The sequence below is a fragment of the Lacticaseibacillus suilingensis genome (assembly GCF_016861845.1).
In the GTDB taxonomy this organism is placed as follows: Bacteria; Bacillota; Bacilli; order Lactobacillales; family Lactobacillaceae; genus Lacticaseibacillus; species Lacticaseibacillus suilingensis.
Genome location: NZ_BOLV01000020.1, coordinates 1 through 23,005 on the forward strand (window position 1 = coordinate 1; position 23,005 = coordinate 23,005).

The following is a 23,005-nucleotide window of genomic DNA, read 5'->3' on the forward strand; positions in this document are numbered from 1 at the left end:
CACCAATTTAGATTTGATGAGGCAATCATACTGCCCGGCAAGGGGCAATCAAAGCCGGTCTGTTATTGGGTGCTTACTGACAAACTCCGTAACTCTTGGAAAAATGATAACTATCCATATATCAAAGTACAAAACACAAACCGAACAAGCTCCAGTGCATTTTGAAATGCAACTGAGCTTTCATGCTCAAGATCTATTTTGAAATATCGTAAATCCCTGTTGCCAACACGTCACGCAACAAAAACCGAGGATTTCAGCATCACGGGTTGGCGACCTTTTTCATTATTTGTTTATCTACCATCTCAGTGTTTGATTCTCCTGGCTTTTCTGTAGTGAAGTCATCTACCTCAGGGCATGGTAGATATGAGTGAGAAGCAACGACACAGGCTTATGGGACAGGACGCTTGTCAGCACATCAACTAAATAGTGAGTTTAGTTGGACTCTGATTTTGGTGCGTATCCCCTGCCATGGCTGTACGGTGATGCCCTAGCAATAATGAAATGAAGTATCGAGCTGTAGTCACTTGGATTAGTTCGTCCGTTTTTGGTTGTTCGTGGTGATCCAAATGCATTGGCCTCGATGGCATTAAGCATCAGTTCTTAAGACTGTTCCATCGAATGTATGAAGATTCGACGGCGTCGTTAAATTATCTCGATTTCATCAAGCCCCAGTACAGGGTTGGCCCACATTCTGATTTCCAACGTAGGTTCGCATGTCCACAATCGAAGTTGTCTCGTATTCGCCTCTTCGACCGCCAAAATCATCAGTCCCAAATGAAAGGGCGTTGTTGTATGCAATTCCATGAACTAACCGGAATTATCTATCGTTTCTCTGGTATACATCTCATTTAATAAGCCAAAGGAGTTAGGGGTAATGGGACTCTTTTTATCTTTGGCACCATCAACAATGGTCCTTACTGCATACAATTCATGATAAGGTGTTGCTCAAACATTAGTTCATTTCTCGAGCATTTTCTTAAGCCGGCAATAGTTGGCTAGTTTAAAATAACTTTGATATGACTTTTGATTACACGTGTTCACCAGTTCAATATTACGAACATTACAGTTTTGTGGGAAGAGATACATGTAATTGAAATAACGAGATTCTTCCGTTAGAATGAGCCTAATGTACCAGCGGTTTAGGAGGAAAAAATGAACTTTTTAAAACAACGTTTGATTATTAACACCATCACTTGGGGAGGAATTGGTTTATTGGCATTAATTACTGCACCGGTGCCAACCGCAACTGTGCAGGCTGCGAGTCAGGCCATCGATACCCCCTCGCTTATTACGAACCTTAAAACAATAGACTTCCACGAGACCAATCATCACAGCCAGGCCAGTATCGAGCAAGGCACCTTAGGCGATCAAGGGCAGCATACCTTCACTTCAAGTGACATCAACGAAACTGGGTCGACCTCAAACACGCACTATCTGCGCATGCCCTATACGATTACGCCCAATCAGGCGAGTGCCTGGTTGGCCTTTGCCAAGGCACAGGCTACGCAAGATTACAAGCTGACTGGCCGGAGCCAGCAAATTGTACAGGTCGCTGATGCGGTCACGAGCTTCACGATCGGCCAATCCGGGTTCCCCCGGGTCGATACGATTGACGTGGCTTCCTATCAAAATGAAATGACTCAAGCCAACTACACCACCCTCAAACGCCTTGGGGTCAAGGCTGTGATTGTCAAAGCCTCCGAAGGTAATTCCTATTCCAATCCATATGCTGTTACACAACTTAAGTATGCAAAAAATGCTGGCTTAAAAGTCGCGACCTACCACTATGTTCACTTTGCGACCAAGGCCGCCGCGGTGGCTGAAGCCAACTATTATGCGGATGCTCTTACGCGCCTCCGGGTTGAGAAAACGGCACCAGTCGTCGCAGACCTAGAGGACAAAGACATCAAGGGTGATGTGGCCACCAACTTGAACGCTTTCTGGAGCACCCTGAAAGGTAAGGGCTACACGAATCAGGTCCTCTACACCGGGAAGAATTATAGCTGGTCAAACCAAGCTATCGGCACCGTTGGCAAGGCACGAACTTGGGTGGCACAGTATCCATACACACCAAGCGCTTCTAACCTTTGGAACCCCGATTATGGCGCTTGGCAGTTTTCTTCGGTGGCAAGAATCCCGGGTTACAACTCAAGTGTGGATGTATCAATTGATTACTTAAACTTATTCTCGAAAACGATCGTTTACGACAAGGTTACCGCCAAGGAAGCAGTCAATTTGGGCGGTAGGATTGATCAATCGACCCGCCAAGATGGCTTCTACTCCGCCCCCTACTACACCGATATCATGACCACCATCCCAAACACGAACGCCACCGCCTTCCAAGGGCAGACGGTCCAAATCCTCAGCAAAGCAACAACGACGCGTAGTAGCGCGGCCGGTAACACCTTCTATCAAGTCCGCCTAGTCGATGGACGGACTTTCTGGACCGATACTCGTGCCGTGAAAATCGTGCCATTCTTCAATCCGAATAATCAGATTAAGACCAACTACCTAGCTAAAATCGTTCAGACCAACCGAAGCGACGGCCTGTACCCTGATGGGCCATACAACACGAAGCTGTCCAACATCTACGCCAATACAAATGCCCCTAAGTTTGCCGGGGATATTGTCAATGTTAGTGGCGAGGCAACAACCCCCAATGGCACTTATTGTGAGATTACTCTTCCTGATGGCAGAGTCGAATGGCTTGACAAACGCGGCTTAACCACAGACTTCTACGACAAAGTTACCAGTACCGCCAAGCTTGATCGTGTTGGCGTGATTGACCAAACTGGCCGCCAGGACGGGCTATACTCAGCGCCTTGGTTTACCGATGCGCTAACCATCACGGAAAATCACAACGCAAAACTGTTCAACGGGCAAGTCGTGACAGTGTTAACCGAGAAGACAACCTCACGGGGCAGCGCACTTGGTAATCACTTCTATGAGATTCAGTTTGCTAATGGCAACAGGCATTGGATTGACAGCCGTGGTATCAAGCTACTTAACCTGAACACAGTCACTGCTGCCAAGTCACTATCATGGGTTGGCCGGATTAATCAGTCTGGCCGGCAGGACGGATTGTACTCGGCACCATGGTACACCGATGCCTTGACGGTCACGGAAAACCATAATGCCAAACTGTTTGATCAACAACTTATTGAAATTACCGCCGAAAAGACGACAAATCGCCCTGCGAAGGACGGCAATCGCTTCTATCAAATCATCTTGGCCAACGGCCGACGTTTGTGGATTGATGCTCGTGGTGTCACGCTAATACCACTTGACGCTGTCACCGACCAGCTCCAGGTGACCTACACAGCCGTCATTAATCAAGGCTCCCGCAAGGATGGTCTATACGCACACCCATACAAAAGCAACATTGACAGCCTAACACAGAACACGCTGGCAACGGCCTTCAACGGCAGGGGCGTCACTGTTCTCGAAGAAGGAACTACCAGTCAAGGCACTTACGCAAAAGTTAAGCTGCCGGACGGGACCACCAAGTGGATTGATAAGCTTGCGCTGAAACCAATCAACTACGACACGATTGTTAGTGAAAAGTCACTGTCCCTGACAGGAACCATTAACCAGTCTGGACGAAGTGATGGATTGTACTCTGCCCCGTATTACACCGATGCGATGTCAGTACTACCGAACACAAACGCCCTTCAATTCGACAGGCAAAATATCAAAATCCTCAAAGAAGTCACCACGACAAGGTCCGCGGTGACGGGTAACCATTTCTACTTAATTCAGCTCAGTAATGGTCGCCAACTATGGATTGATGCCCGCGGCGTAAAACTCAATCGCTAGCTCTGGTAAATCGACTATAATAAAAACTTTCACACGTTAAGTTAACTCCCCTAGTCGCAGTATCGCGACTAGGGGAGTTTGAGTCTAATCCACTTTTACCTCAATACTTCAATCTTAGAGTCACCTCAAGAGTTACAGCGCACTAGATTCCTATCACAGTCGCCTCGCAATAGGCAGCAATGAGTCCAGTTATTTAAAAATCACGAACTTACTAAACACATAATTCGCTGCCACAATGGCGAACTGCGTCAAGATCTTGGCGACCGTCTCATTCATCCCCCATGACTGAATAAACAGCAACATAAACCCATAATCAATCCCCAGGCTGGCCACTCGGGCAATGATGAATTTACTGAATTCCCAGCCCAACGCGCTCAGATTCTCGGTATGCGAGTTAAACACCCAAAGCTTGTTCGTCACAAAGGCAAATAGGACTGATAATAACCAAGCCAAAAAGTTGGCAATCTGCCACGAAAGCCCGCCATGTGTGGCACCGGCAAAGACACCCACATTCACTAAAGTGGTTAGCCCACCAAAAAAAACATACGTGAAAACATCCCAGAGCTTGCGCGCTTCAAGCCAATCTTTCCCTTTAATAAACAGCTCTTTCATCTTTCCTCAGTCCACTCGCCACTACGCAGATCATTTCTTCTGCTGATCGGCTTCATGCGTCTTCTTTTCTTCCACAAAGTACAGTGGCCGGTTTTTCACTTCCATAAAGACTCGCGCCAGATACTCTCCCAGAATACCATTGGAAATGAGAATACACCCGCCTAAAAACAGAATCAGCACCACAATCGTTGGGAACCCTGACTGGTCCGGCCCAATAATCATGGTCTTGATCAGCACATAAACCATGTAAACAAAGGCAAAACCTGACACCAAGAAGCCTAAAAAAGTCGATAAGCGCAACGGGGTCGTTGTATAGGAAGTAATGCCTTCCATGGCTAGGTTAATCAAACTGCGAAAACTCCATTTAGTTTTGCCGTGCAGTCGTGGTGCAGCGTCAAAGTCAATCGCCGCCTTTTTAAACCCCACCACGTTATACAAGCCTTTGGTGTAACGCTGGGTTTCTCGCAGCTGCCGAAGCGCTAGCACGACTTTGCGGTCTAATAACCGAAAGTCGCCGGCATCGGGAGTCACTGGGGTTCGGGAAAGGACGCCCAGTAACTCATAGAACCATTTCGAGGTTTTGATTTTAAACCAACTTTCCTCGGCCCGTTGGTTCCGCTTGGCATAGACGTCCTCGAAGCCGGCTTGCCAAAGTTTCACCATATCATTGACGAGCACCGGCGGATGCTGCAGATCGCCATCCATCATAATCATGGCATCATGATGAAAATAATCAAAAGCAGCGACCATCGCCGTTTCCTTGCCGTAATTGCGTGAAAGGCAAATATAAGAAACGTCGGCATGCGCCGCTGCTAATTGTTTGACCACCTGGACGGTCTGATCCTTGCTGCCATCGTCGATAAACAGAATCTCAGGGTCAATACCAAGCCCTGCGAAATCAATGTCAGCCTTGATCCGCGCGTACACGGATTCAACGTTGGCCTCTTCATTAAAGCATGGAATTGCGAGTAGAATGTCAGTCATGGTTAACCCTTCCCATCATGTTTCAACCCAAACCTAACAGGAAATCATGACCAACACACTGCCACCACTGGCTCAATACTCGGCGGGACCCACTCCGCCTAACCCAGAAAGCCGATCACTCCAAATCGGCGATTAATTGCAATAATTATAAAATTAAATTGTATTATCTGCAAGGGCAAGAACGGATTGTTCTGGTTTTTCGAAAAAACGCAGCCGCTTCAGTCAAACTTGAAGCGGCCGCGTTTACTTATCTTTGGATTTAGTCTTGAATTAAATGCACTTGAAAATCGAGTGCTTCCACGCCGGCTGCCTGCCAGCTACTCAACAGATGCTCAATCGGTTGTTGCTTTTCAATCAGCACAATCCCGCAGTCGCCGCCGCCAGCCCCGGAGGACTTGGCCGCCCCGCCTTTGGCTTCGGCCAACTCGCACATCTTCTTAAGCAGCGGCGTCTCAATCGCCACGCCAGAGAAATCCGCCAGGTTATTTAACAGCGTCCGATTGTGGCGGATCCCCGCCTGAATCCCAGCCAGCGAATGAGCCCGGAAGTCTTTAATCAACTGTTCGATGATGGCTTTGCTTTCAGTCAAAAAGGCCTCGTACTGGGCGCGCTTTTTGGCTTTCGCGATGGTAATCTTGTCCACCAGGCGTGAGGTTGAGGCTGGGGACCCGGTCCAGCCAATCAGCAGCCGCATTTCCGCCGGGGCCTCAAGCAAGTCAATCTGGAGCTGTGGCCAGTCCATCTCGAGCAGCTCGGCTAGCGTGTGGCTGTTGCGTTCAGCGGCAAGCCAGGCTTTGTCGAATGAACGATAAGCAATCCAGCCGCCATACACCGACGCGGCAATATCGCCCAGCGAGCCATTGCCTTGCACATCCAGATGGGCAATGGCTGCCAGTTTGTAAATTTGATCAGCGGACATTTGCAGGTCATAGAACTTATTCAGCGCCTTGACCGTGGCCACCGTCACCGCGGCCGAGCTACCTAGCCCGTATTTCTTGCCGTCATCGGAGTCCAAATCGGAATCGACAAACAGCTTATACAGCGCCAGCGGCTTCCCAAGCTCGCGGGCGTATTTTTCAGTCAGGTTGATGGCGCTGAGGATGTAGTGGAAGGGATTGTCCCGGTTATCGAAGACCATCGCATCCCCATCCCGCTGCCACAGCAGGGAATTTTCCTGATATTGCTTGGACACGATGCTCCCGTAGTCAGCCATTTTCTCCACGGTCACGGTCACGAATTGATTCAAAGCCACAATAATAGCGGGGTACCCAGTTTCCACCACCGCGTATTCACCGGCAATATAAAGTTTGCCTGGCGCCTGCGCTGTTACCACATCATCAGAACCCTTCCAACGAATCTTTCATTTCTGTCACATTGATTATAGCGATAACCGTGGCGAGCAACAAACCAAAGCCCCAACTGTTACCATTTCTCAAGAAACCAACCCTTCCATTGTAGCGAAATCTGAACTTTTTTCCAAATCACTGTTTCAAATTGGCCGAGTTATCGATTTATATAGTGTAGGCAAAATCCTACGACTAAATCATGAAGGGAGGTATCGCCCATGCGTCTCGTTAAACGGCAAGCCGTACGCTTCACGTTCCATGATCCGAGCGACCCAGACTACACCCTGAGCCGCACTTACGGATCCATCAAGCAAACGGCCCAAGATGATGAGCTACTGGCATTCGGCAAAGCGCTAGCCGCGCTCTTACCGGGTGACCAGCTGGCTAACGTCCAGGTGACCATCGCCAGCGATGTGGAAGCTGACTAGTGACACCTAATCTTGAAGAAAGGAGGAGAGGCTCATGTTAGGCAATCTTGTGTTGACCTTTTTGGACAGCCAGAACAAAAAGCGGAACCTAACCATCCGCAACATTCCTGAGACGGTTGATCCTGAAGCCATCAAAGCGTTGGTCGAATTGATCACCGTTCAGAATTTCTTTGGCACCGATGATATCAGCTGGTATCAGTCGGCATACAGCGCCAAGTTGGTGCTCACGACTGAAAACGTCTACTTCTCAGTCTAGCACCTGACCCACCAGCACCAACGAACGCCTGCCCGAAGCCTTCGGACAGGCGTTTTTTAGTGGCGGTCGTCGTTGGTTTCTTTGAGGATGTACTGCGGCCGATTTTTCGTTTCTAAGTAGATCTTGCCGACGTACTTGCCAATCATCCCCAGTGACAGCAGTTGCAACCCACCAAGGAACAAAATGATACATACCAAGGATGGCCAGCCGGCAACAGAATTGTTGAACAACAGTGCCCGGACAAAGATGAAAATCAGGGCTACTGCGGCGCTCACACAACTGACGGCACCGACAATCGAGGCCACGTTCAAGGGGGTTTCGGAAAAATTCACGATGCCGTCGAAAGAGTAGTTCAACAGCTGCCAGAAATTCCAGGAGGTTTTGCCCGCCACCCGCTCATGATTAGGATAATCCAGGTAGGTCGTGTTGAACCCGACCCAACTAAACAGCCCCTTCGAAAAGCGGTTGTACTCAGATAGCTCCAAAATAGCGTCAACCATCTGCCGCGTCATCATCCGAAAGTCGCGCACCCCGTCGATAAACTCGGTGGCGGAAATACGATTAATCAACCTATAGAATCGCCGGGCAAAAAAGCTGCGAATCCGGGGTTCGCCTTTGCGATCCACCCGCCGCGTCCCCACGCAGTCAATCTCGCCTTGCTTGAGCATGGCTACCATTTTCGGCAATAAAGCCGGTGGGTCTTGCAAATCGGCATCCATCACCACCACCAAGCTGCCCTTGGCATGTTGCAGGCCAGCGTAAAGCGCCGCCTCCTTGCCAAAGTTCCGCGAAAACGACAAGTAGCGGACCGCTTTGTCCTTAAGCGCCAACTGACGCAGTTCATTCAAGGTCTGATCTTTAGAACCATCGTTAACAAACAGGTACTCGACGGATTCTCCCAGCTCTGGTCGAATGGCTTCGACCGCCTGGTAAAATAAGGGGACCGTTTCTTCTTCGTTATAACAAGGAACGACGATCGATAACATGCGCATCCTCCTCTAAACAAAACGGCCAGACCATCTACTGGCCTGGCCGTTCTCATTTTACAGCAAGTATTTTGCGTCGGCCACCGCATCTTGACTGGTCAAAATCTTCGGCCCGTCATTGGTGATGACCAACGTGTGCTCATACTGAGCGCAATCCGAGCCATCAGCGGTGACGTAGTATTCCCAGTCATCATTCGGCACCTGCTTGGCTTTGATCTTCCAAGTGCCGGTGGTAATCATCGGTTCGATGGTGATGGTCATGCCAGCCTTCAGCCGCAAGCCATGACCAGGTTCGCCATAATGCGGCACATTCGGCGCTTCATGCATGGTCGGCTGAATGCCGTGGCCAATCAGCTCGCGAACATCGCCGTAACCCATTTCATCTTCGGTGTAATGCTGAATGGCATAGCCGATGTCGCCAAGGCGATTGCCCACCACGGCCTGGTCAATGCCCAGATACAACGCTTTTTTGGTCACATCCATGAGCTTTTGCCGCTCTGGGGAGATGTTGCCAACGGCGTAGGTCCAGGCGGAGTCGGACATGTACCCTTGCCAGTTAACCACGGTGTCCACAGTCACAATGTCGCCGTCTTTCAAATCCAGCCCTTTGCGGGGCACGGAATGCGCCACTTCATCGTTGATGGCCACGCAGGTCGCGTACTTGTAGCCTTCAAACCCGAGTTCGGCGGGAATGGCGCCGTGGCTTTCGATGTATTCGCGGCCAACTTTTTCAATTTCCCAGCTGGATACACCGGGCTTAATGATTTCAGCGACGGCATGGTGCATGCCAGCCAAAATGGCGCCGGATTTCGCCATGCCTTCAATTTCACGCTGTGATTTTAATGTAATCAAAAACTTGCATCTCCCTGTTTATTTGACGGAATCAACGTACTGAGCCAGCCCAGTGGCCAATGGCGTGTGAATCATGAAGCCAAACTGGTCAATTTTGCTGGCATCGGCATAGGAATCATGAATATCTCCGGCCCGCTCTGGCTTGAAGCTGGCGTTCAGGTGCTTGCCGGTAAGGGTTTCGAGCTGCTTCGCGACGGTCATCAACGCGGTTTGCTTACCGTTGGCGATGTTGAAGACATCGGCCTTGGCTGCCGGGGTGTGCAAGAGGCCGACAATGGCGCTGATGACATCCCCGACATAGACAAAATCGCGCGTTTGCGAGCCGTCACCGAAGAACGTGAAGGGCTTGTCGTTCATCAGGCTATCCATGATAATGGACAGCACGCCACTATAAGGGGACTTTGGATTTTGCTTCGGGCCGTACACGTTGAAGAACCGGACGCAGACCATCGGCATGTCATACAGCCGACTGTAGTTAATGATGGCGCGCTCAGTGGCATATTTGTCAACGGCGTACTGGGTCAAAGGCTGCACGGCCTGATCTTCCCGCTTCGGCATTTCTGGCAGTTCGCCGTAAACCGCCGCGGAGCTGGAGAAAAACAGCTTCTTGAACGGAATCTGCTTGGCGCGCAGCGTTTCGATGATGTTCAGGTTAGCTTCTTGGTTGACCTGATGGGTTTCATACGGCCGCTCCACCGAGTCCGCCACGCTGGCAATCGCCGCCAGCAGCACAATATAGTCGAACTGACCATCTACCAGTAATTGACTCATGAAAGCATGATCGGTAATCGAGTGTTCAATGAACGTTACCCGCAGCGAATCGGGAATGTTGCTTTTCAGCCCCATCGACAAATCATCCACAATGGTGATTTCTGCTTCTGGTTCGGTCAACAACTGTTCGGTCAGGTTCGAGCCAATAAAGCCCGCGCCGCCTGTCACTAAATACTTACTCATTTTTTCACTCCCTATGCGACTCATTACAATCCAAGATAAATCATAACACAACCCAGGAAAATACACTAAGGGAGTGGAGCTGGGTGTAGGCCTAGCGGGACCGGTAGCGCAAATACTCAGGTGCTGGGCATCCGAAACGCAACTAGCCTGCGAGACTCAACGGTCGCCCTAATATTTGCGCCCTAGTATTTGATAGATATATTCTCGCGCTTACAGTTGCGATGCACTGGGCAACGCCCGACAGGTAGCCTCTTCTAGTTCTTTCACCGGTTTTCTGCTATACTAATTCGGGTGAACGACTCGGCCATAAATGACCGAGCTTCTGGGAACACCGCTGACTTACACATCCAGCTCTGAGCTTTCTGTGCAGAGGTTACGGCTATTGACCACGGCACGTCCCATGCCAGAGACTCTAACGAGCCTGTTTGCTTTTTTCTAAGCTGCCAGAATATTTTTAGCAGCGTTGATGTCACGGTCATGGTGAGTATGGCATTGTGGGCACGTCCACTCACGGACAGATAGTTCGTGTTTACCATCGTCATAGCCACATACTGAGCATCGTTGCGATGTTTTGTATGTCGACACGGTGATGACCTGTTTGCCGTACCAAGCCGCTTTGTATGCCAGCATTTGCCGTAATTCTCGCCAAGCTTGATTTGCGATTGCCCGTGCTAAGTTATGATTGCGCAGAAGCCCCTTGGTTTTCAGGTCCTCAAGTTTGATTACATCATACCTAGATACCAGTTCAGTGCTAATTTTTTGCAGGTAGTCGCGTCGTTGGTTGGCCACCTTCTCACTGAACTTCGCCACCATCACCTTGGCCTTCATGTAGTTTTTGAAATCACTCAACTGACGTGGTGCAACAGCTTTGAGATGTTTATCCCAAGCAATCTCTTTTTCTGCTTGACGCCGCCGCCTAGCGAGCCGCTTTTCCCAGTAGCGCTTTTTCTTGGCTAGTATTTTGTCGAAGCGCTTTGTCACGTACTTTTTGCAATCACTAGTGATTGCAAGATTGGCAATCCCCATGTCAATGCCCACCAACGCGTCAGTTTTAGGCCAGGAGGCAATTTCAACATCCGAGGCCACCAGCACATAATATTTGCCCATGCTACTCCGAACAACCGTAGCGGTCTTAATCCGACCATCGGGTAATTGCCCAGTCCGGAATCTGATCACGCCGACCTTTGGTAACCGAATATGGGCATCATCTACGAGAACGATGTTGCTGTTAACGGCATTTGATCGATAGGCGGGGCGCGCAAAGCGCTTGGATTTGAACTTGGGGTAACCGGCGTGTTTCTTGAACAGCTTTTGAAAGGCCAAATGCAAATTGTGGCTAACCCCCTGAAGACTGGTTGCGTCGGCCTCCTTCAACCATGGATATTCTTGCTTGAGTGGCTTGAGCAAATAGTTCATGCCAAACTCATTAATGTACTTACCGCCATTTTCGTGACGCTTGGTCTGCATATTGAGCAATTCATTCCAAACGAACCGGCACATACCAAAGTTACGCTCAAATTGAATCTGTTGAGTGGCATTCGGATAGATGCGGAGCTTAAAAGTCTTCATTGTCATGAATCTTCACCTCCTTCAACCTTGGCAAAATCAATATTTTGATTTTGCCAGGTTGTCTGACCTGTCCTTCCATTGCCTGCCATATAACCATTACGCGGTCACCTGGGACATCCCCCACCGCACCAACAACTTTTGTGCGTGTCGAACCTTGTGCGAATTGACAACGTGGTGAAATTCCTTTTAGCCAGCGCACAATATTTGTCAAGGCAAGCTTGATAGAGCGCTCAACGGCAAGTGAATATGGTCATCCTTACCAATTCCCGGTGGTCGATTCTAAACCATATCGCTCTGTGATTTCATACATCATTCGCTTAAGCATAACCTCGACATTTTGTTTCAAAATTCCGTTACGGTATTTAGCTCCCCAGATGATGTAGTAATCTAGATTGTAGAGAGCCGTTCTACAATACGTAGAACTTGTAGTATCCTTCATGGCGCTTGTTACAGCACGTGATGCAATACTAAACGCAGATTGCGTACGGCACAAAAGCAGGGCAATTCATCACGTCCTAAAAAACGTGTTTCCTTGCCCTAATTCATAAATCGAACCTGAAAGGACGCAATATTCATGGCTACTGCAAAAATCGTATATGCCAGCATGACTGGGAATAATGAGGAAATCGCCGGCATCGTCGAGGAAGAGTTGGAAAACTACGGCTACGAGGTCGAAACCACCGAGGTCTCACAAGCCATGGCCGAGGATTTTCAAGACGCGGATATCTGCGTGGTGGCCACTTACACGTACTCTGATGTCGGTGAAGGCGTCCTGCCAGATGAAGCCGTGGACTTCTTCGACGATCTCAAGACGCTTGATTTGAGCGGCAAGGTCTACGGCTGCTGCGGCAGCGGTGATCGGTTCTATGATGATTTCTGCACCAGCGTCGACGATTTTGACCAGGCATTTGCCGCCACTGGGGCCACCAAAGGCGCGGCCAATGTCAAAATCGACCTGGCGCCAGAAGCGGACGACATTAAGGCGTTAGAGAAGTTTTGCCTGGACCTGAAGAACAAGGCACAAAGTCTCTAACCCATCTGCACCAAACTGCCAGCCGCGTGCTGGCTTTTTTAAATGGCGGCGGTATAATTTGGGCAAAATGATGGAGGACGTTGACATGAACCGATATATCGAGCGGCTATTGGCCGCAGGTGTTTACTCCCGGTTAATCAAACTAGCCTTGCACATTGCGGAAAACGTTAAGCGCAGCAAGAGGCAAAAATTGACTTTTGCTCTGATTGCGGGCAGCTTCATCCTCATCGGCTTGCTCGCCCTGGCTGGGTTCGCCTTTGTCATCGGTCAGTTGCTAAAGTACGGTGGGGGTGAAATTGGCCTAGTCGTAGCGCTCGCTCTGCTTGGTGTCGCTGGCGTTTGGTTCGTCATCATCGGGTTAGCGTTAGTCCAATCTTACCTTCGGGCCTAAGCCCAACCCAAATACCGCCATCCTCTGCTGGACGGCGGTATTTTTATTGCTGATGCTCAGCGTATTCGGCTTCTACCGCCGCTTTTTGCGGCGCCCACCAGGCTTCATGGCTTTGATACCATTGAATCGTTTGTCGCAGCCCAGCGCGAAAATCGGTCATCTGCGGATGCCAGCCGAGCTCATGCGTCAGCTTGCTCGCATCAATGGCGTACCGCCGGTCATGGCCTGGCCGATCCGCCACAAGATCAAAGGCATCATGTGGCTGCCCCATCGCCTCTAGAATCTGCTGCATGACCGTGAGATTGTCCAGTTCTTGGTTGGCGCCAATCAGATAAGTTTCGCCAATCCGACCGCGGGTTAAAATCGCCCAAATCGCTGCCGAGTGATCCGCGGTGTTGATCCAATCCCGCACGTTACGCCCAGTGCCATAGAGTTTCGGCCGCCGCCCGGCGAGGATATTGGTGATGGTGCGCGGGATAAATTTTTCAATGTGTTGATAAGGGCCATAATTATTCGAGCAGTTAGAAAGCGTTGCCCGCACGCCGAAGCTGCGGGTCCAGCCGTGCACCAGCATGTCGCTGGCCGCCTTGGTCGCCGAGTATGGGCTGGAAGGCAAGTAACGCGATTCTGGGGTGAACTTCCGCGCCGCAGTGTCAGACGTGGCCAACGGTAAATCGCCGTAAACCTCATCGGTGGAGACATGATGAAACCGCACATCATACCGCCGCGCCGCTTCGAGCAAGGTGTAGGTGCCAATCACATTACTCTCCAGAAATGGCTGCGGATCGCGCAAGGCATTATCGTTATGACTTTCCGCGGCAAAATGAACACAGGCATCGACCTGCGCCATCAGTTGCTCCACCAAGGTGGCATCGCAAATATCACCCACCACCAACTGAACCTGGTCGCTGAGCACCCCGGCCAAGTTGGCCCGGTTACCCGCATAGGTGAGCTTGTCTAACACGATCATCCTGACTGCTGGATGGTGCTGGCGAACGTAGCGCACAAAGTTAGCACCGATAAAGCCGGCGCCACCGGTCACGAGTAGTTTCATCTTATTTCCCCCAGCCGTGCCAAGTCGTCTAGAAGCCGGTTGTCAATTGTGAATCAAGCCAAATCGTCATTAGGGCGGCGGTTATTTAAGTGTGAAGCGCAACTCAACCGGGTTGTGGTCAGAATACTTGAATCCCGTGTCAATCACCTGAACCTGCTTAGCCTCGATATTCGGCGATAAGATGAAGCCATCAATCAACGTCTTGAAGCTGGTCTTGGGTGACCACGGCTTGTCCAGCCCTCGCGCAGACGGCACGGCCGCCGCGGCGAGCCCCTGGGTCGGTTGGTAGAACCCGGCTGGCAGCTGCGCGACCGGGAAAGGATGCGTCCAGGTCTGCGGCTTGGTACTGGTGTGGAACACCGCTGGCGCGTTCTTGATGACGCGGTGATTATAATCCCCGCCAACCATCACGTAGTTGCCGTCAGCGTAGGCCGCCGCAATATACTTGAATAATTTCGCGAACTGCGCCTGTTGCACCGCCTGGTTCGGCGTGAAGGCCGACAAGTGTACGTTCACTAAGATCAGTGACTTACCATTGGCGACTGGCACCGTGCTCATGGAAAAAGCGCGGTCGAGATCCATCAGTTTGTTGTAGTCCGTATCCACTGGCAACTGGTAGCGCCGCGCCGCGCTGATCTTCGCCCTGCTGGTGGTGACCAACCCTGACTTAGCCGCGCCAATCGGTTGGGTGACCGGGAAGAAGAGGTACGCGGAGTCGTAGTTCTGCGCGAAGACCAAGTCGGAATTTGGCTGGCCCTTCGCCAGCAAGGCCACCTCATTCACGTGCCGCGACCGGTCGCCGTCGCGATCCACCTCTTGGTAAAACGCCACATCCGGGGCGACTTGCTGCGTGGTTTTCACTACGCCGGCCAGGCTGCGGCGCACCGCTGCGGCACTGTATGCTCGCGAGAATTTGCCGCCGTCCATGAAGAAGCTATAGCTCGGCGGATAACTCCCGTACCCAATGTTGTAAGTCATCGCCCGGTAGGTCTGCCCCGGCTTCAACGTCTCGACCGCCGCGGCCTGGTCAACCTTCAGCGGCTGATCATCCGGCACCCGGTGGTAACTGGCGAACAGATACCCAACGTATCCAGCCACCACCAAAACCACCGCCCCGACGCCGATTCCAATACCCTTAACTATTTTTTTGATCATCATACCCCCGCTGAAAATGCAACCTAACAGCCGCAACATGCTCCGCGCTCAATCACAAGGATTAAGCGCACATAACTGCCAACCACTCAGCGATGTTCCAGTCGCCGCTGCTTGAGCTGCTTTTGGTTGCGGCGCACAAAATCATGCACCTTGCCTTTACTCCCCTTAGCCCGACCGCCGTAATACTCCGCGACGATGGCATTCACCACGGCGCCAAGTAGCCACAACATGGCCATAAAGTCCAGCCACAGCAACAAGACAATCACCGTGCTTAAGGTGCCATAAGTCGAAATCCGGGTGCCAAAATAGCGCATGTACCAGGAAAACGCCTGCGATAGCCCCAGCCAACCGGCAATCGTGACCATACCACCAGGTAACACGGTCCAGAAGTGAATGCGTGCATTGGGCAAAAAGTAGTCGATGACCAGCACCACAATCGCCAGTGCCGACAATGTGACCGGCCAACGCCAGGTGTTAAAGGTCACCAGCCATTGGGTTGACAACCCAAGTTGGGGCACCAGCCATTCCAAGAATTGCCGGCCAAAGGTAAAGGCCACCATGACGCTGCCCAGCAAAATCACCAGGGTAAAAATCATCAACATCGATAGCAGTCGTTGGACGAGATAATTTTGCTTGGCGTCGACTTCATAGGCTCGGTTAAAGCCAGTTTTCAAGCCGCTGACAGCCATCCCCGCAGTCCACAGTGTCACCACCCCAGCAACAGACAGGACACTGCCTGAACTGCTGGCAATCAGGTTTTGAATGATGGGATTGATAAAGTTCATCACATCTTCGGGAATAATCTGGCCCAGGTAGCCTTGAATCTGATAATAGTTGAACCCAAACAGCGGCAGCAAGTTCCCGAACACAATGAACATCGGAAACAAAGACAGCAGCGTGTAATAGGCCAGCGCCGCCGCCATACTGCCGATTTGGGCATCCATAATGCGATCGATCATTAACTTAATCGCTTCACCGAGTTTAATGTGCCGTGCCACCGGCAGCGACGCCAGGGGCACCTGGCCGCTGTGCACCGCTTCTTTTTCCGCGGCGGTGAGTTTGGTGCTATGGACGCGCGGTGCTCCGTGCTTGGTTTCCTTGTTCATCACGGCGCTCCTTTCACGTTTGCATTAGTCCGCTTCAATTAAATTATAGCAAAATCCTCACGCCGCGCGAAAGTGTCTGAAAATGTCGCGCGGGTTTAATGCCCATACTTGGCTACAAACGCCGCGTAATCGTCAATCACTTGATGCAAGTAATCCTTCGCCCAATGCTGAATCGTTTCATCAAAGGTTTTATTCATGTACCCAGCAACAATGGCTGCCATGGGACTTTGCGCATGGGCCATCGCCAGCAGGTAGCCACAAACCCGGCCATAAGCCGCATACTGCCGCCAGTCTAGGATGCTGACGTCAATCGACCCCTTCATATCGCGGAATTGCCGGACATAGAAGCTCTTGCCGTCAAGATTGAACCAACCCAGGAAAGGGTCGGAGGCCTTTTGCAAAATCTGCGTGGCCGCAATAATCCGCCGCCCTTCGCTGGCTTCCCGCTCCTGATCAATGGTAAGGTCATTCGGCGCCAATTCCCGCCGGCGCGGCAGAGCTTCTTTGACCTGTAGCACCAGATGGCTCCCACCCAGTCCAGTCAGCAACACCAGGTAGCAGCTCGTACCAAAACTGCCAATGCCAACGCTGTGGCGAATGATGTCGGTGATGTGATACTGACCCAACAGCAGCGCCACATCCGCGCGGGTGGTTTGCTGATAAGCCAGCACCCCTTTCATCAACGCAATTTCGAGGCCTTGGTCGACATGCACCGACCGCGGTGCATCGTCTTTGAACCGCCGGCGCTGGCCTACTTGCTCAGTGAATTTCTTCACGGTGGCTTGGTTATCGCGCTTGGCGGCTTTGGCAGCCATGGTGCGCACAAAGGCCGCGTCCTCTTCCGGCAGGTCGGCAATCAGCTCCTCCACCGGGGTGCTGGCGTAGAAGCGCTCCAAGGCCCCTTGCTTGAAGGCATTTTTCAACGCTTTCCGGTAGGTACGCACCACGTCTTGGACCAAGTCATCCAGTGCGGATTCCTCAAAATGCTGATCCGCGCCAAACAGATAGATCGAAGTCGTCAGGCGTTTGACGTCGTATTCGAAGGCATTCGGCGCCGCTTCGTCGAAGTCGTTCAAATCAAATAAGAGCTGCCGCTCCGGTGAAGCGTAGAAGCCAAAGTTTTGCAGATGGACATCCCCGTCGGTTAAGACGCGCAGCCCGGATTGCGCTTCATGGCTTAAGTCATAGGCCATCAGCTCGGCCGTACCGCGGAAAAACGCCGCCGGATTAGCCGCCATTTTGGCATGACGCTGCGGCAAGAGCTCTTTGATCAGATTACTTTCAATGGCGTCAATGAACGCCACGGGGTCACGTTTGATGACCGGCCGCCGTCCCAGTGCCGTGATTGGCACCTGGTCGCGGTGCGCCTTGCCCAACTCGTGCAGACCCTTGATTGAAGTCACAGTCGTTTGCGCCTGCAACCGTTTGAGTTCTGCTGCCATATCTGCTTGCATGTGCTTTGCCTCCATAAAAAATAGACTAGAGTTGCCTCTAGCCTACCACTTCTCAGGTGAATTTCTAACCGGCAATGGAGCTCGCGATGGATGGCGCTAAGCACGCCGCCGCGGAGCCTTCGGAAAAACGCTTGTTGATGATGAAATCTTGAATCACAGCTTTGAGAATGTCGATCATCTGTTCTCGCGTGATATCGATAAAACCAGGCGCCATCAAGTTGGCAATCCCAGTGGCGACAATCCATAACCCCATAATCGTGTTGCGCTTTTCCGCATCGTTCAAGGGTTCCGCCAGAGCATAAGTATCAAGGCGCTTCAGTGCGGTGGTCATCGCATATTCGCGCATGTCAGTGACCCCAAAGTGATCTTCCACAAACACGGCCCGGTACAGCACTGGATTTTCCAGGGCGAAGTTGATGTAGGCTAGGCCTAAATCAACCACCGGATCGGTCGTGAAGCGACGCGCAATTTTCGAAGCCAAAGTGGCTTTGATCTCGTCCATCACGGCTGTTTTGAGGTCTTCCATGTTACGGAATTCCAGATAAATCGGCTGCGTCGAGCACCCCATGCGCTTTGCGACGTTGCGGGCCGTGAAGCTTTTAAAACCTTCCTCGACCACTAAACCATACGCCGCGGTCAGAATCTGCCCGTGCGTAATTGTTTTCTTTCTTGCCAAAAGTGTTCCCCCACTTTCTTGCTCCGAGGCTAATCGGAGACGCTCCCAACTCGTTCTTACACTAACTTACTTAACACACTGTTATTTTACCAAAAAATATATAAAAGGCAAATATATTTATTAGAATTCTCTATGTTGGTCAGATTAGGGCATATTTTACTTGGATTAACATTGATGAATGCCTTTACGCCCGAATCCTTGCTTGCCGCTTGCCTGTTATCTCAACCTACCACTGGAACTCAAGATAGACGCCCCCAACGATAACCGGTACAATATAAGGAAATCATTTGAAACGGAGGCACTTTTCATGACCCTTCCTCATTTTGACGAACTCCTGCAACAATATGCGACCCTCGCGGTGGACACCGGCGTTGGCGTCAAACCTGGCGACACGGTTTACCTGCAGATTGGCACCGATCAGCTCGCCCTCGCGCATCTGATTACCGCCACGGCTTACCAGCGCGGCGCCGCCGAGGTTCAAGTTTGGTGGCAAGATGACTTTATCAAGCGTCAAGACATGACCAATCTCGCCGATGACCGGCTCGCCAACCAAGCCCCGCAAACCAGCGCCATGTTCAACTACTGGCTGGATCACAACGCCAAGCGCATCACCGTGCACTCCGCCGATCCCGACAACCTCGCTGGCATCGATGCTGCACGCGTGGCCGCTTACCAGCGCGGCTTCCAAAAGGCCTATGCGCCGCTGAGTGATGCTATTTCCTCGAACCGCATCAGCTGGACCATCATCGGCGCCGCTTCACCGAAATGGGCGGCCAAGGTGTTCCCTGATGACGACCCGGAAACGGCCTTGGATAAGCTCTGGGATGCCATTTTCAAAACCGTCCGCATTTACGCCGACGACCCCGTCACGGCTTGGCACGCCCATGAAGAAGTGTTGCACAATAAGTCGGCCTGGCTCAACGCTGAACAATTCGATGCCTTGCACTACACCGCCCCTGGCACTGATTTGACCGTGGGCCTCCCAGCTGACCACATTTGGGCCGGCGGCAGCTCGCTCAATCCACGGGGCGAAAGCTTCATGGCGAATATGCCCACCGAAGAAGTCTTCACTGCCCCGGACAACCGCCGCATCGACGGCACGGTCGCTTCCACCAAGCCGCTTTCATACTCTGGCAATATCCTCGAAGGCATGCATTTCACCTTCAAGGATGGTCAGGTGGTTGAGGCCCACGCCGACAAAGGCGACGCGGTGCTGCAGCACCTGCTGGCCATTGATGGCGCCCGCAGTCTCGGCGAGATTTCCTTGGTGCCAGATCCATCCCCGATTAGCCAGTCCGGTCTGATTTTCTTCAGCACCTTGTATGATGAAAATGCTTCGGATCATATGGCACTTGGCGCCGCTTATCCATTCTCCATCAAAGGCGGTGTTGACTTAACGCCAGCAGAACTGACCGCGCGCGGCTTGAATGTCGCCGACACCCATGTCGACTTCATGATGGGTTCCGCCCAGATGAACATCGACGGTATTAAGAAAGACGGCACAGTGATTCCAATCTTCCGCAACGGTGATTGGGCCTAATCGAGCGTATGCGAAAACCCGTGCAGCGATGCACGGGTTTTCTTGTGGCCTCAAGTTGAATTACTCACGCTTGCGCCGCTTGGTGAAGCCGAGCAAGCCCAATAAGCCGAGGCCGAGTAGGGTAAGGCCGCTGGCAACTTGACTGCCAGTTTGCGGCAAGGCCTGGTTTTGGTCAGTGGTGGTTGAACCGCCGGTGCTGAGGTTCGTTAGCTGGCCGCCGCCGACGGAACCGGTGCCGGTACTGCCGGTACCAGTGCTACCATTACCGGTATTTCCATTGCCATTGCTGCCACCAGAACCGCTGCCGTTGTCAGGGTCTGGTTGGCTCGGAGTTGGATCAGGATTCTGATCGCCACCGTCCTCAGAATCAACTTTCGTGTACGTGACCGTCACAGTTTCATCTTCTGGCACATCACTGAGCGCGGTATCAAAACTCTTTGCCGCGACAACCGCAATGTCTGCTTCGTAGCCTTCAACTTCTGGCACGGGCAATTCATCATATCCGCCCTGAGCCGTATACACCACGCCGTCATAGAACCGAAGATTGCGACTCAGGGGATCAATATCTTCTTCAGTCCAATCCCAGTGCCATTTAACCTCCTGGACTTCATCCTTAAGATGTCCTTCAGGCAAGCCTTGGAACTGAATGGTACGCGTCGTGGTTGTGACCACCCGATTTAGTTCTAACTCTTCTCCGGTCCATATTTTCTCTGCTTCTGGTAGCTGAATAGTCGCATCTGCGTCTGGTAATTCATATCCGGCAGGCAGTGTCACCCGAGATAGAGGCACAATCTCCCCAGGCTGGCCGTATAGAATTTCCTCGCCAATCTCATCGCCGGTCTGACTGTCAAGGAATGTTATCGTATGGTGGACTACCGTTCCGTCAACTAGGCGATAGGTATCAGCATACCCGCCACCGTACACGAAACTAAACTGATGGCCTGTCGAATCGCCCTGCCAGACCTTGTCTGTGAGTTCAAGGCTGTTAGGCCCTAGCTGGCTATTATCCCCAAGGGTCAGCTCTATCAGTTTAGGCGTGTGCCGAAGCATACTCCCGGTATAAGCGCCGGTTAGGTCAAAATTAGAAATATCCAGTGTTTTGAGGTTAGGCATGTTTTGAAAAGCGGTTCCAATGTAAGATCCACTGAAATGCCATTTTGAAAGATCTAGTGATTCAAAGCCTGTATTGAGAAACAACGCCGACATAGACTCGACATTATCAACGTTCCAATTTTCAATATCGATTTGGTTGAGACTCGTACAACCTTCAAACATTGCTGGCATGTTTTTAATATGACTAACATCCCAACTTCCAATCCGAAGAGTCTTGAGCGCAAGATTTCCTGCGAACATGCTAGTAAGAATTTCCGTTTGACTGATATCTAGCAATTCCAGGCCAACATACTCAGTAACTCTACGGAGATTGGCGAACAGTCCAGCAGGATTTTCTGGCGCAACCACATTGCCTTCTAGCACTACTTTCTCGATTCTCCATGCGTGATCAGCCCATGGAATGCCGGAAGTGGTATTCTCACCTTCCCCTGAGAATAAATAGAGAATATCGTCATCAATGCGCCAATCCACGGTTCCCCATGTACCAGTAACAAGCTCGTAGTTTAAGTGATACGTATCTGGGTGTCCACCGTCATATTGCTCACTAAAAGAATGTCCCGTGTTCTTGCCAACCCAGGTGGCTCCTTGAGGAGTTGGTACATAGTAAAGTAGCGTATTAGAACCGAGGACCAGTGTGCGAAGCTGCGTTAAATTGTTCAAAATAGATACGTTCTGCGAAAAACTGAGTGATGAGATATCTAGATATTCCAAATTTGGCATTGCGTCAAACATCTGATACGTTAACTGTAAATTATTTGGTGACCAACTCGACAAATCCAATGAAACAATTCCCGAGCGATAAAATAGGGAACTCACATTCTGAACCAAAGCCACATCCCAGCTCGTAAGGTCAATACTAGTCAGAAAACGGGTGCCAGCGAACATACCGGTCATCTCGATAACATTGCTCGTATCGATTTTGTCCATGCCTTCAAATTCAGTGACAAATGAAAAATTGGCAAACAAAGCAGAAACATCTTCTGGTGCAGTAATCTGATCGGTCACAAGAACTTTATTGACATAAGGCGCAATCTCACGCCAAGGGCCGTCTCCGTCTGTGCTACTCCCCACACCGCCGGACAGGGTAAGCACCCCATCCTCAAACGTCCAGTGAACACTACCCCAATTGTCCTCAATCGTACGGTTTTCGTCTTCTGCGGCCGCCGCTGTTGCTTTCGGGTCTGAAACTTCACTCTCGTCCACAAAACTGCCCTCAATCGCCGTCTGTCCCGCTGATTCCTGATTCTCTTCGTCAAGCTCTGGGGCCGGGACTGGCACTACATTGGTGGTATTCTCATCTTCCTCGGTATTCGGCATAGGTGTTTCGTCCGCTACCTGAAGGGCATTCCCTTCTGGCAAGCTAACCACTGCATCACTCGGATCTTCTGGCACAGTGATCAGCGACGAAACTTCAGTGGTCGTTGGTTCACTCTCCACCTCCGCCGCATTCGTCGTAAGTGGTGCCATTCCCCCCAGAATGGCAGAGCTCATCAATACCGTCAGACCTATCGAGACCGCCACGCGCACGCGTCGGCGTTCTTGCTTACTCATCTTGCACTCCCTTTCGCTTACACTTATCAATGACATAATCTCTTACAAATATAATTGTAAATGATTGCTTAGGGGCGCTGTCCACTGGGAGGACTTAGCGACATTTCATCTAAAAAAAGGCCATTTTCT

20 protein-coding genes are annotated in these 23,005 nt (G+C 51.2%); 6 read left to right on the top strand and 14 right to left on the bottom strand.

Annotated elements, in window-relative coordinates; translation table 11 throughout:
- The first annotated feature begins 1,152 nt into the window (after positions 1–1,152).
- A complete protein-coding gene (locus JUF11_RS10915; RefSeq protein WP_204119635.1) occupies positions 1,153–3,816 on the top strand; it encodes a GW dipeptide domain-containing protein in 2,664 nt (887 codons plus the stop codon).
- A gap of 189 nt (positions 3,817–4,005) precedes the next feature.
- Here JUF11_RS10915 and JUF11_RS10920 read toward each other — a convergent pair whose 3' ends face one another.
- The 3 genes from JUF11_RS10920 to JUF11_RS10930 form a co-directional block, all read right to left on the bottom strand.
- On the bottom strand, positions 4,006–4,428 hold the full coding sequence (locus tag JUF11_RS10920; RefSeq protein WP_204119636.1) for a GtrA family protein: 423 nt from the start codon (positions 4,426–4,428) through the stop codon (positions 4,006–4,008).
- 30 nt (positions 4,429–4,458) lie between these two features.
- The gene (locus tag JUF11_RS10925; protein ID WP_204119637.1) at positions 4,459–5,412 is read right to left on the bottom strand and encodes a glycosyltransferase family 2 protein; all 954 of its coding nucleotides are present in this window, start codon (positions 5,410–5,412) and stop codon (positions 4,459–4,461) included.
- A 259-nt stretch (positions 5,413–5,671) separates the two neighbouring features.
- Positions 5,672–6,745 (bottom strand): phosphomevalonate kinase, encoded by a 1,074-nt coding sequence (locus JUF11_RS10930; protein ID WP_204119638.1) that lies wholly within the window; start codon positions 6,743–6,745, stop codon positions 5,672–5,674.
- Between the two features lie 231 nt (positions 6,746–6,976).
- Between JUF11_RS10930 and JUF11_RS10935 the strand changes: the two genes are divergently transcribed.
- Positions 6,977–7,186, top strand: coding sequence for a DUF1659 domain-containing protein (locus JUF11_RS10935; protein WP_204119639.1), 210 nt, complete (start codon positions 6,977–6,979; stop codon positions 7,184–7,186).
- 34 nt (positions 7,187–7,220) lie between these two features.
- On the top strand, positions 7,221–7,442 hold the full coding sequence (locus JUF11_RS10940) for a DUF2922 domain-containing protein (RefSeq protein WP_125581614.1): 222 nt from the start codon (positions 7,221–7,223) through the stop codon (positions 7,440–7,442).
- A 56-nt stretch (positions 7,443–7,498) separates the two neighbouring features.
- Here JUF11_RS10940 and JUF11_RS10945 read toward each other — a convergent pair whose 3' ends face one another.
- The 5 genes from JUF11_RS10945 to JUF11_RS13390 all read right to left on the bottom strand — a co-directional run bounded on the left by JUF11_RS10945 (position 7,499) and on the right by JUF11_RS13390 (position 12,242).
- Complete coding sequence (locus tag JUF11_RS10945) at positions 7,499–8,428, bottom strand: glycosyltransferase family 2 protein (protein WP_204119640.1); 930 nt, start codon at positions 8,426–8,428, stop codon at positions 7,499–7,501.
- A 57-nt stretch (positions 8,429–8,485) separates the two neighbouring features.
- Positions 8,486–9,280 carry a type I methionyl aminopeptidase gene (gene map, locus JUF11_RS10950; protein WP_125581610.1) on the bottom strand — a complete coding sequence of 265 codons (795 nt, stop codon included), beginning with the start codon at positions 9,278–9,280 and terminating at the stop codon, positions 8,486–8,488.
- Between the two features lie 18 nt (positions 9,281–9,298).
- Positions 9,299–10,234 (bottom strand): NAD-dependent epimerase/dehydratase family protein, encoded by a 936-nt coding sequence (locus tag JUF11_RS10955; RefSeq protein WP_204119641.1) that lies wholly within the window; start codon positions 10,232–10,234, stop codon positions 9,299–9,301.
- A 435-nt stretch (positions 10,235–10,669) separates the two neighbouring features.
- Positions 10,670–11,809, bottom strand: a complete 1,140-nt coding sequence (locus JUF11_RS10960) for an RNA-guided endonuclease TnpB family protein (protein ID WP_204119642.1) — start codon at positions 11,807–11,809, stop codon at positions 10,670–10,672.
- Positions 11,810–12,059: 250 nt separating this feature from the next.
- Positions 12,060–12,242, bottom strand: coding sequence for a transposase (locus JUF11_RS13390; RefSeq protein ID WP_204119643.1), 183 nt, complete (start codon positions 12,240–12,242; stop codon positions 12,060–12,062).
- Between the two features lie 135 nt (positions 12,243–12,377).
- On the opposite strand from JUF11_RS13390, the gene JUF11_RS10970 reads away from it, so the two are divergent.
- Both JUF11_RS10970 and JUF11_RS10975 read left to right on the top strand, forming a co-directional pair.
- Positions 12,378–12,836 (top strand): flavodoxin, encoded by a 459-nt coding sequence (locus JUF11_RS10970; protein WP_204119644.1) that lies wholly within the window; start codon positions 12,378–12,380, stop codon positions 12,834–12,836.
- An 85-nt stretch (positions 12,837–12,921) separates the two neighbouring features.
- Positions 12,922–13,227 (top strand): hypothetical protein, encoded by a 306-nt coding sequence (locus JUF11_RS10975; RefSeq protein WP_204119645.1) that lies wholly within the window; start codon positions 12,922–12,924, stop codon positions 13,225–13,227.
- Positions 13,228–13,270: 43 nt separating this feature from the next.
- On the opposite strand, the gene rfbB is transcribed toward JUF11_RS10975, so the two are convergent.
- The 5 genes from rfbB to JUF11_RS11000 all read right to left on the bottom strand — a co-directional run bounded on the left by rfbB (position 13,271) and on the right by JUF11_RS11000 (position 18,672).
- Complete coding sequence (gene rfbB / locus JUF11_RS10980; RefSeq protein WP_204119646.1) at positions 13,271–14,281, bottom strand: dTDP-glucose 4,6-dehydratase; 1,011 nt, start codon at positions 14,279–14,281, stop codon at positions 13,271–13,273.
- Positions 14,282–14,362: 81 nt separating this feature from the next.
- Positions 14,363–15,433 (bottom strand): endonuclease/exonuclease/phosphatase family protein, encoded by a 1,071-nt coding sequence (locus JUF11_RS10985; protein ID WP_204119668.1) that lies wholly within the window; start codon positions 15,431–15,433, stop codon positions 14,363–14,365.
- 89 nt (positions 15,434–15,522) lie between these two features.
- On the bottom strand, positions 15,523–16,542 hold the full coding sequence (locus JUF11_RS10990) for a YihY/virulence factor BrkB family protein (protein ID WP_204119647.1): 1,020 nt from the start codon (positions 16,540–16,542) through the stop codon (positions 15,523–15,525).
- A 95-nt stretch (positions 16,543–16,637) separates the two neighbouring features.
- On the bottom strand, positions 16,638–17,996 hold the full coding sequence (locus JUF11_RS10995) for a DUF2252 domain-containing protein (protein WP_204119648.1): 1,359 nt from the start codon (positions 17,994–17,996) through the stop codon (positions 16,638–16,640).
- Positions 17,997–18,060: 64 nt separating this feature from the next.
- The gene (locus tag JUF11_RS11000; RefSeq protein ID WP_204119649.1) at positions 18,061–18,672 is read right to left on the bottom strand and encodes a TetR/AcrR family transcriptional regulator; all 612 of its coding nucleotides are present in this window, start codon (positions 18,670–18,672) and stop codon (positions 18,061–18,063) included.
- A 307-nt stretch (positions 18,673–18,979) separates the two neighbouring features.
- Here JUF11_RS11000 and JUF11_RS11005 point away from each other — a divergent pair, with 307 nt between their 5' ends.
- The gene (locus JUF11_RS11005) at positions 18,980–20,212 is read left to right on the top strand and encodes an aminopeptidase (protein ID WP_204119650.1); all 1,233 of its coding nucleotides are present in this window, start codon (positions 18,980–18,982) and stop codon (positions 20,210–20,212) included.
- A 60-nt stretch (positions 20,213–20,272) separates the two neighbouring features.
- Here JUF11_RS11005 and JUF11_RS11010 read toward each other — a convergent pair whose 3' ends face one another.
- A complete protein-coding gene (locus JUF11_RS11010) occupies positions 20,273–22,876 on the bottom strand; it encodes a BspA family leucine-rich repeat surface protein (protein WP_204119651.1) in 2,604 nt (867 codons plus the stop codon).
- Between the last annotated feature and the right edge of the window lie 129 nt (positions 22,877–23,005).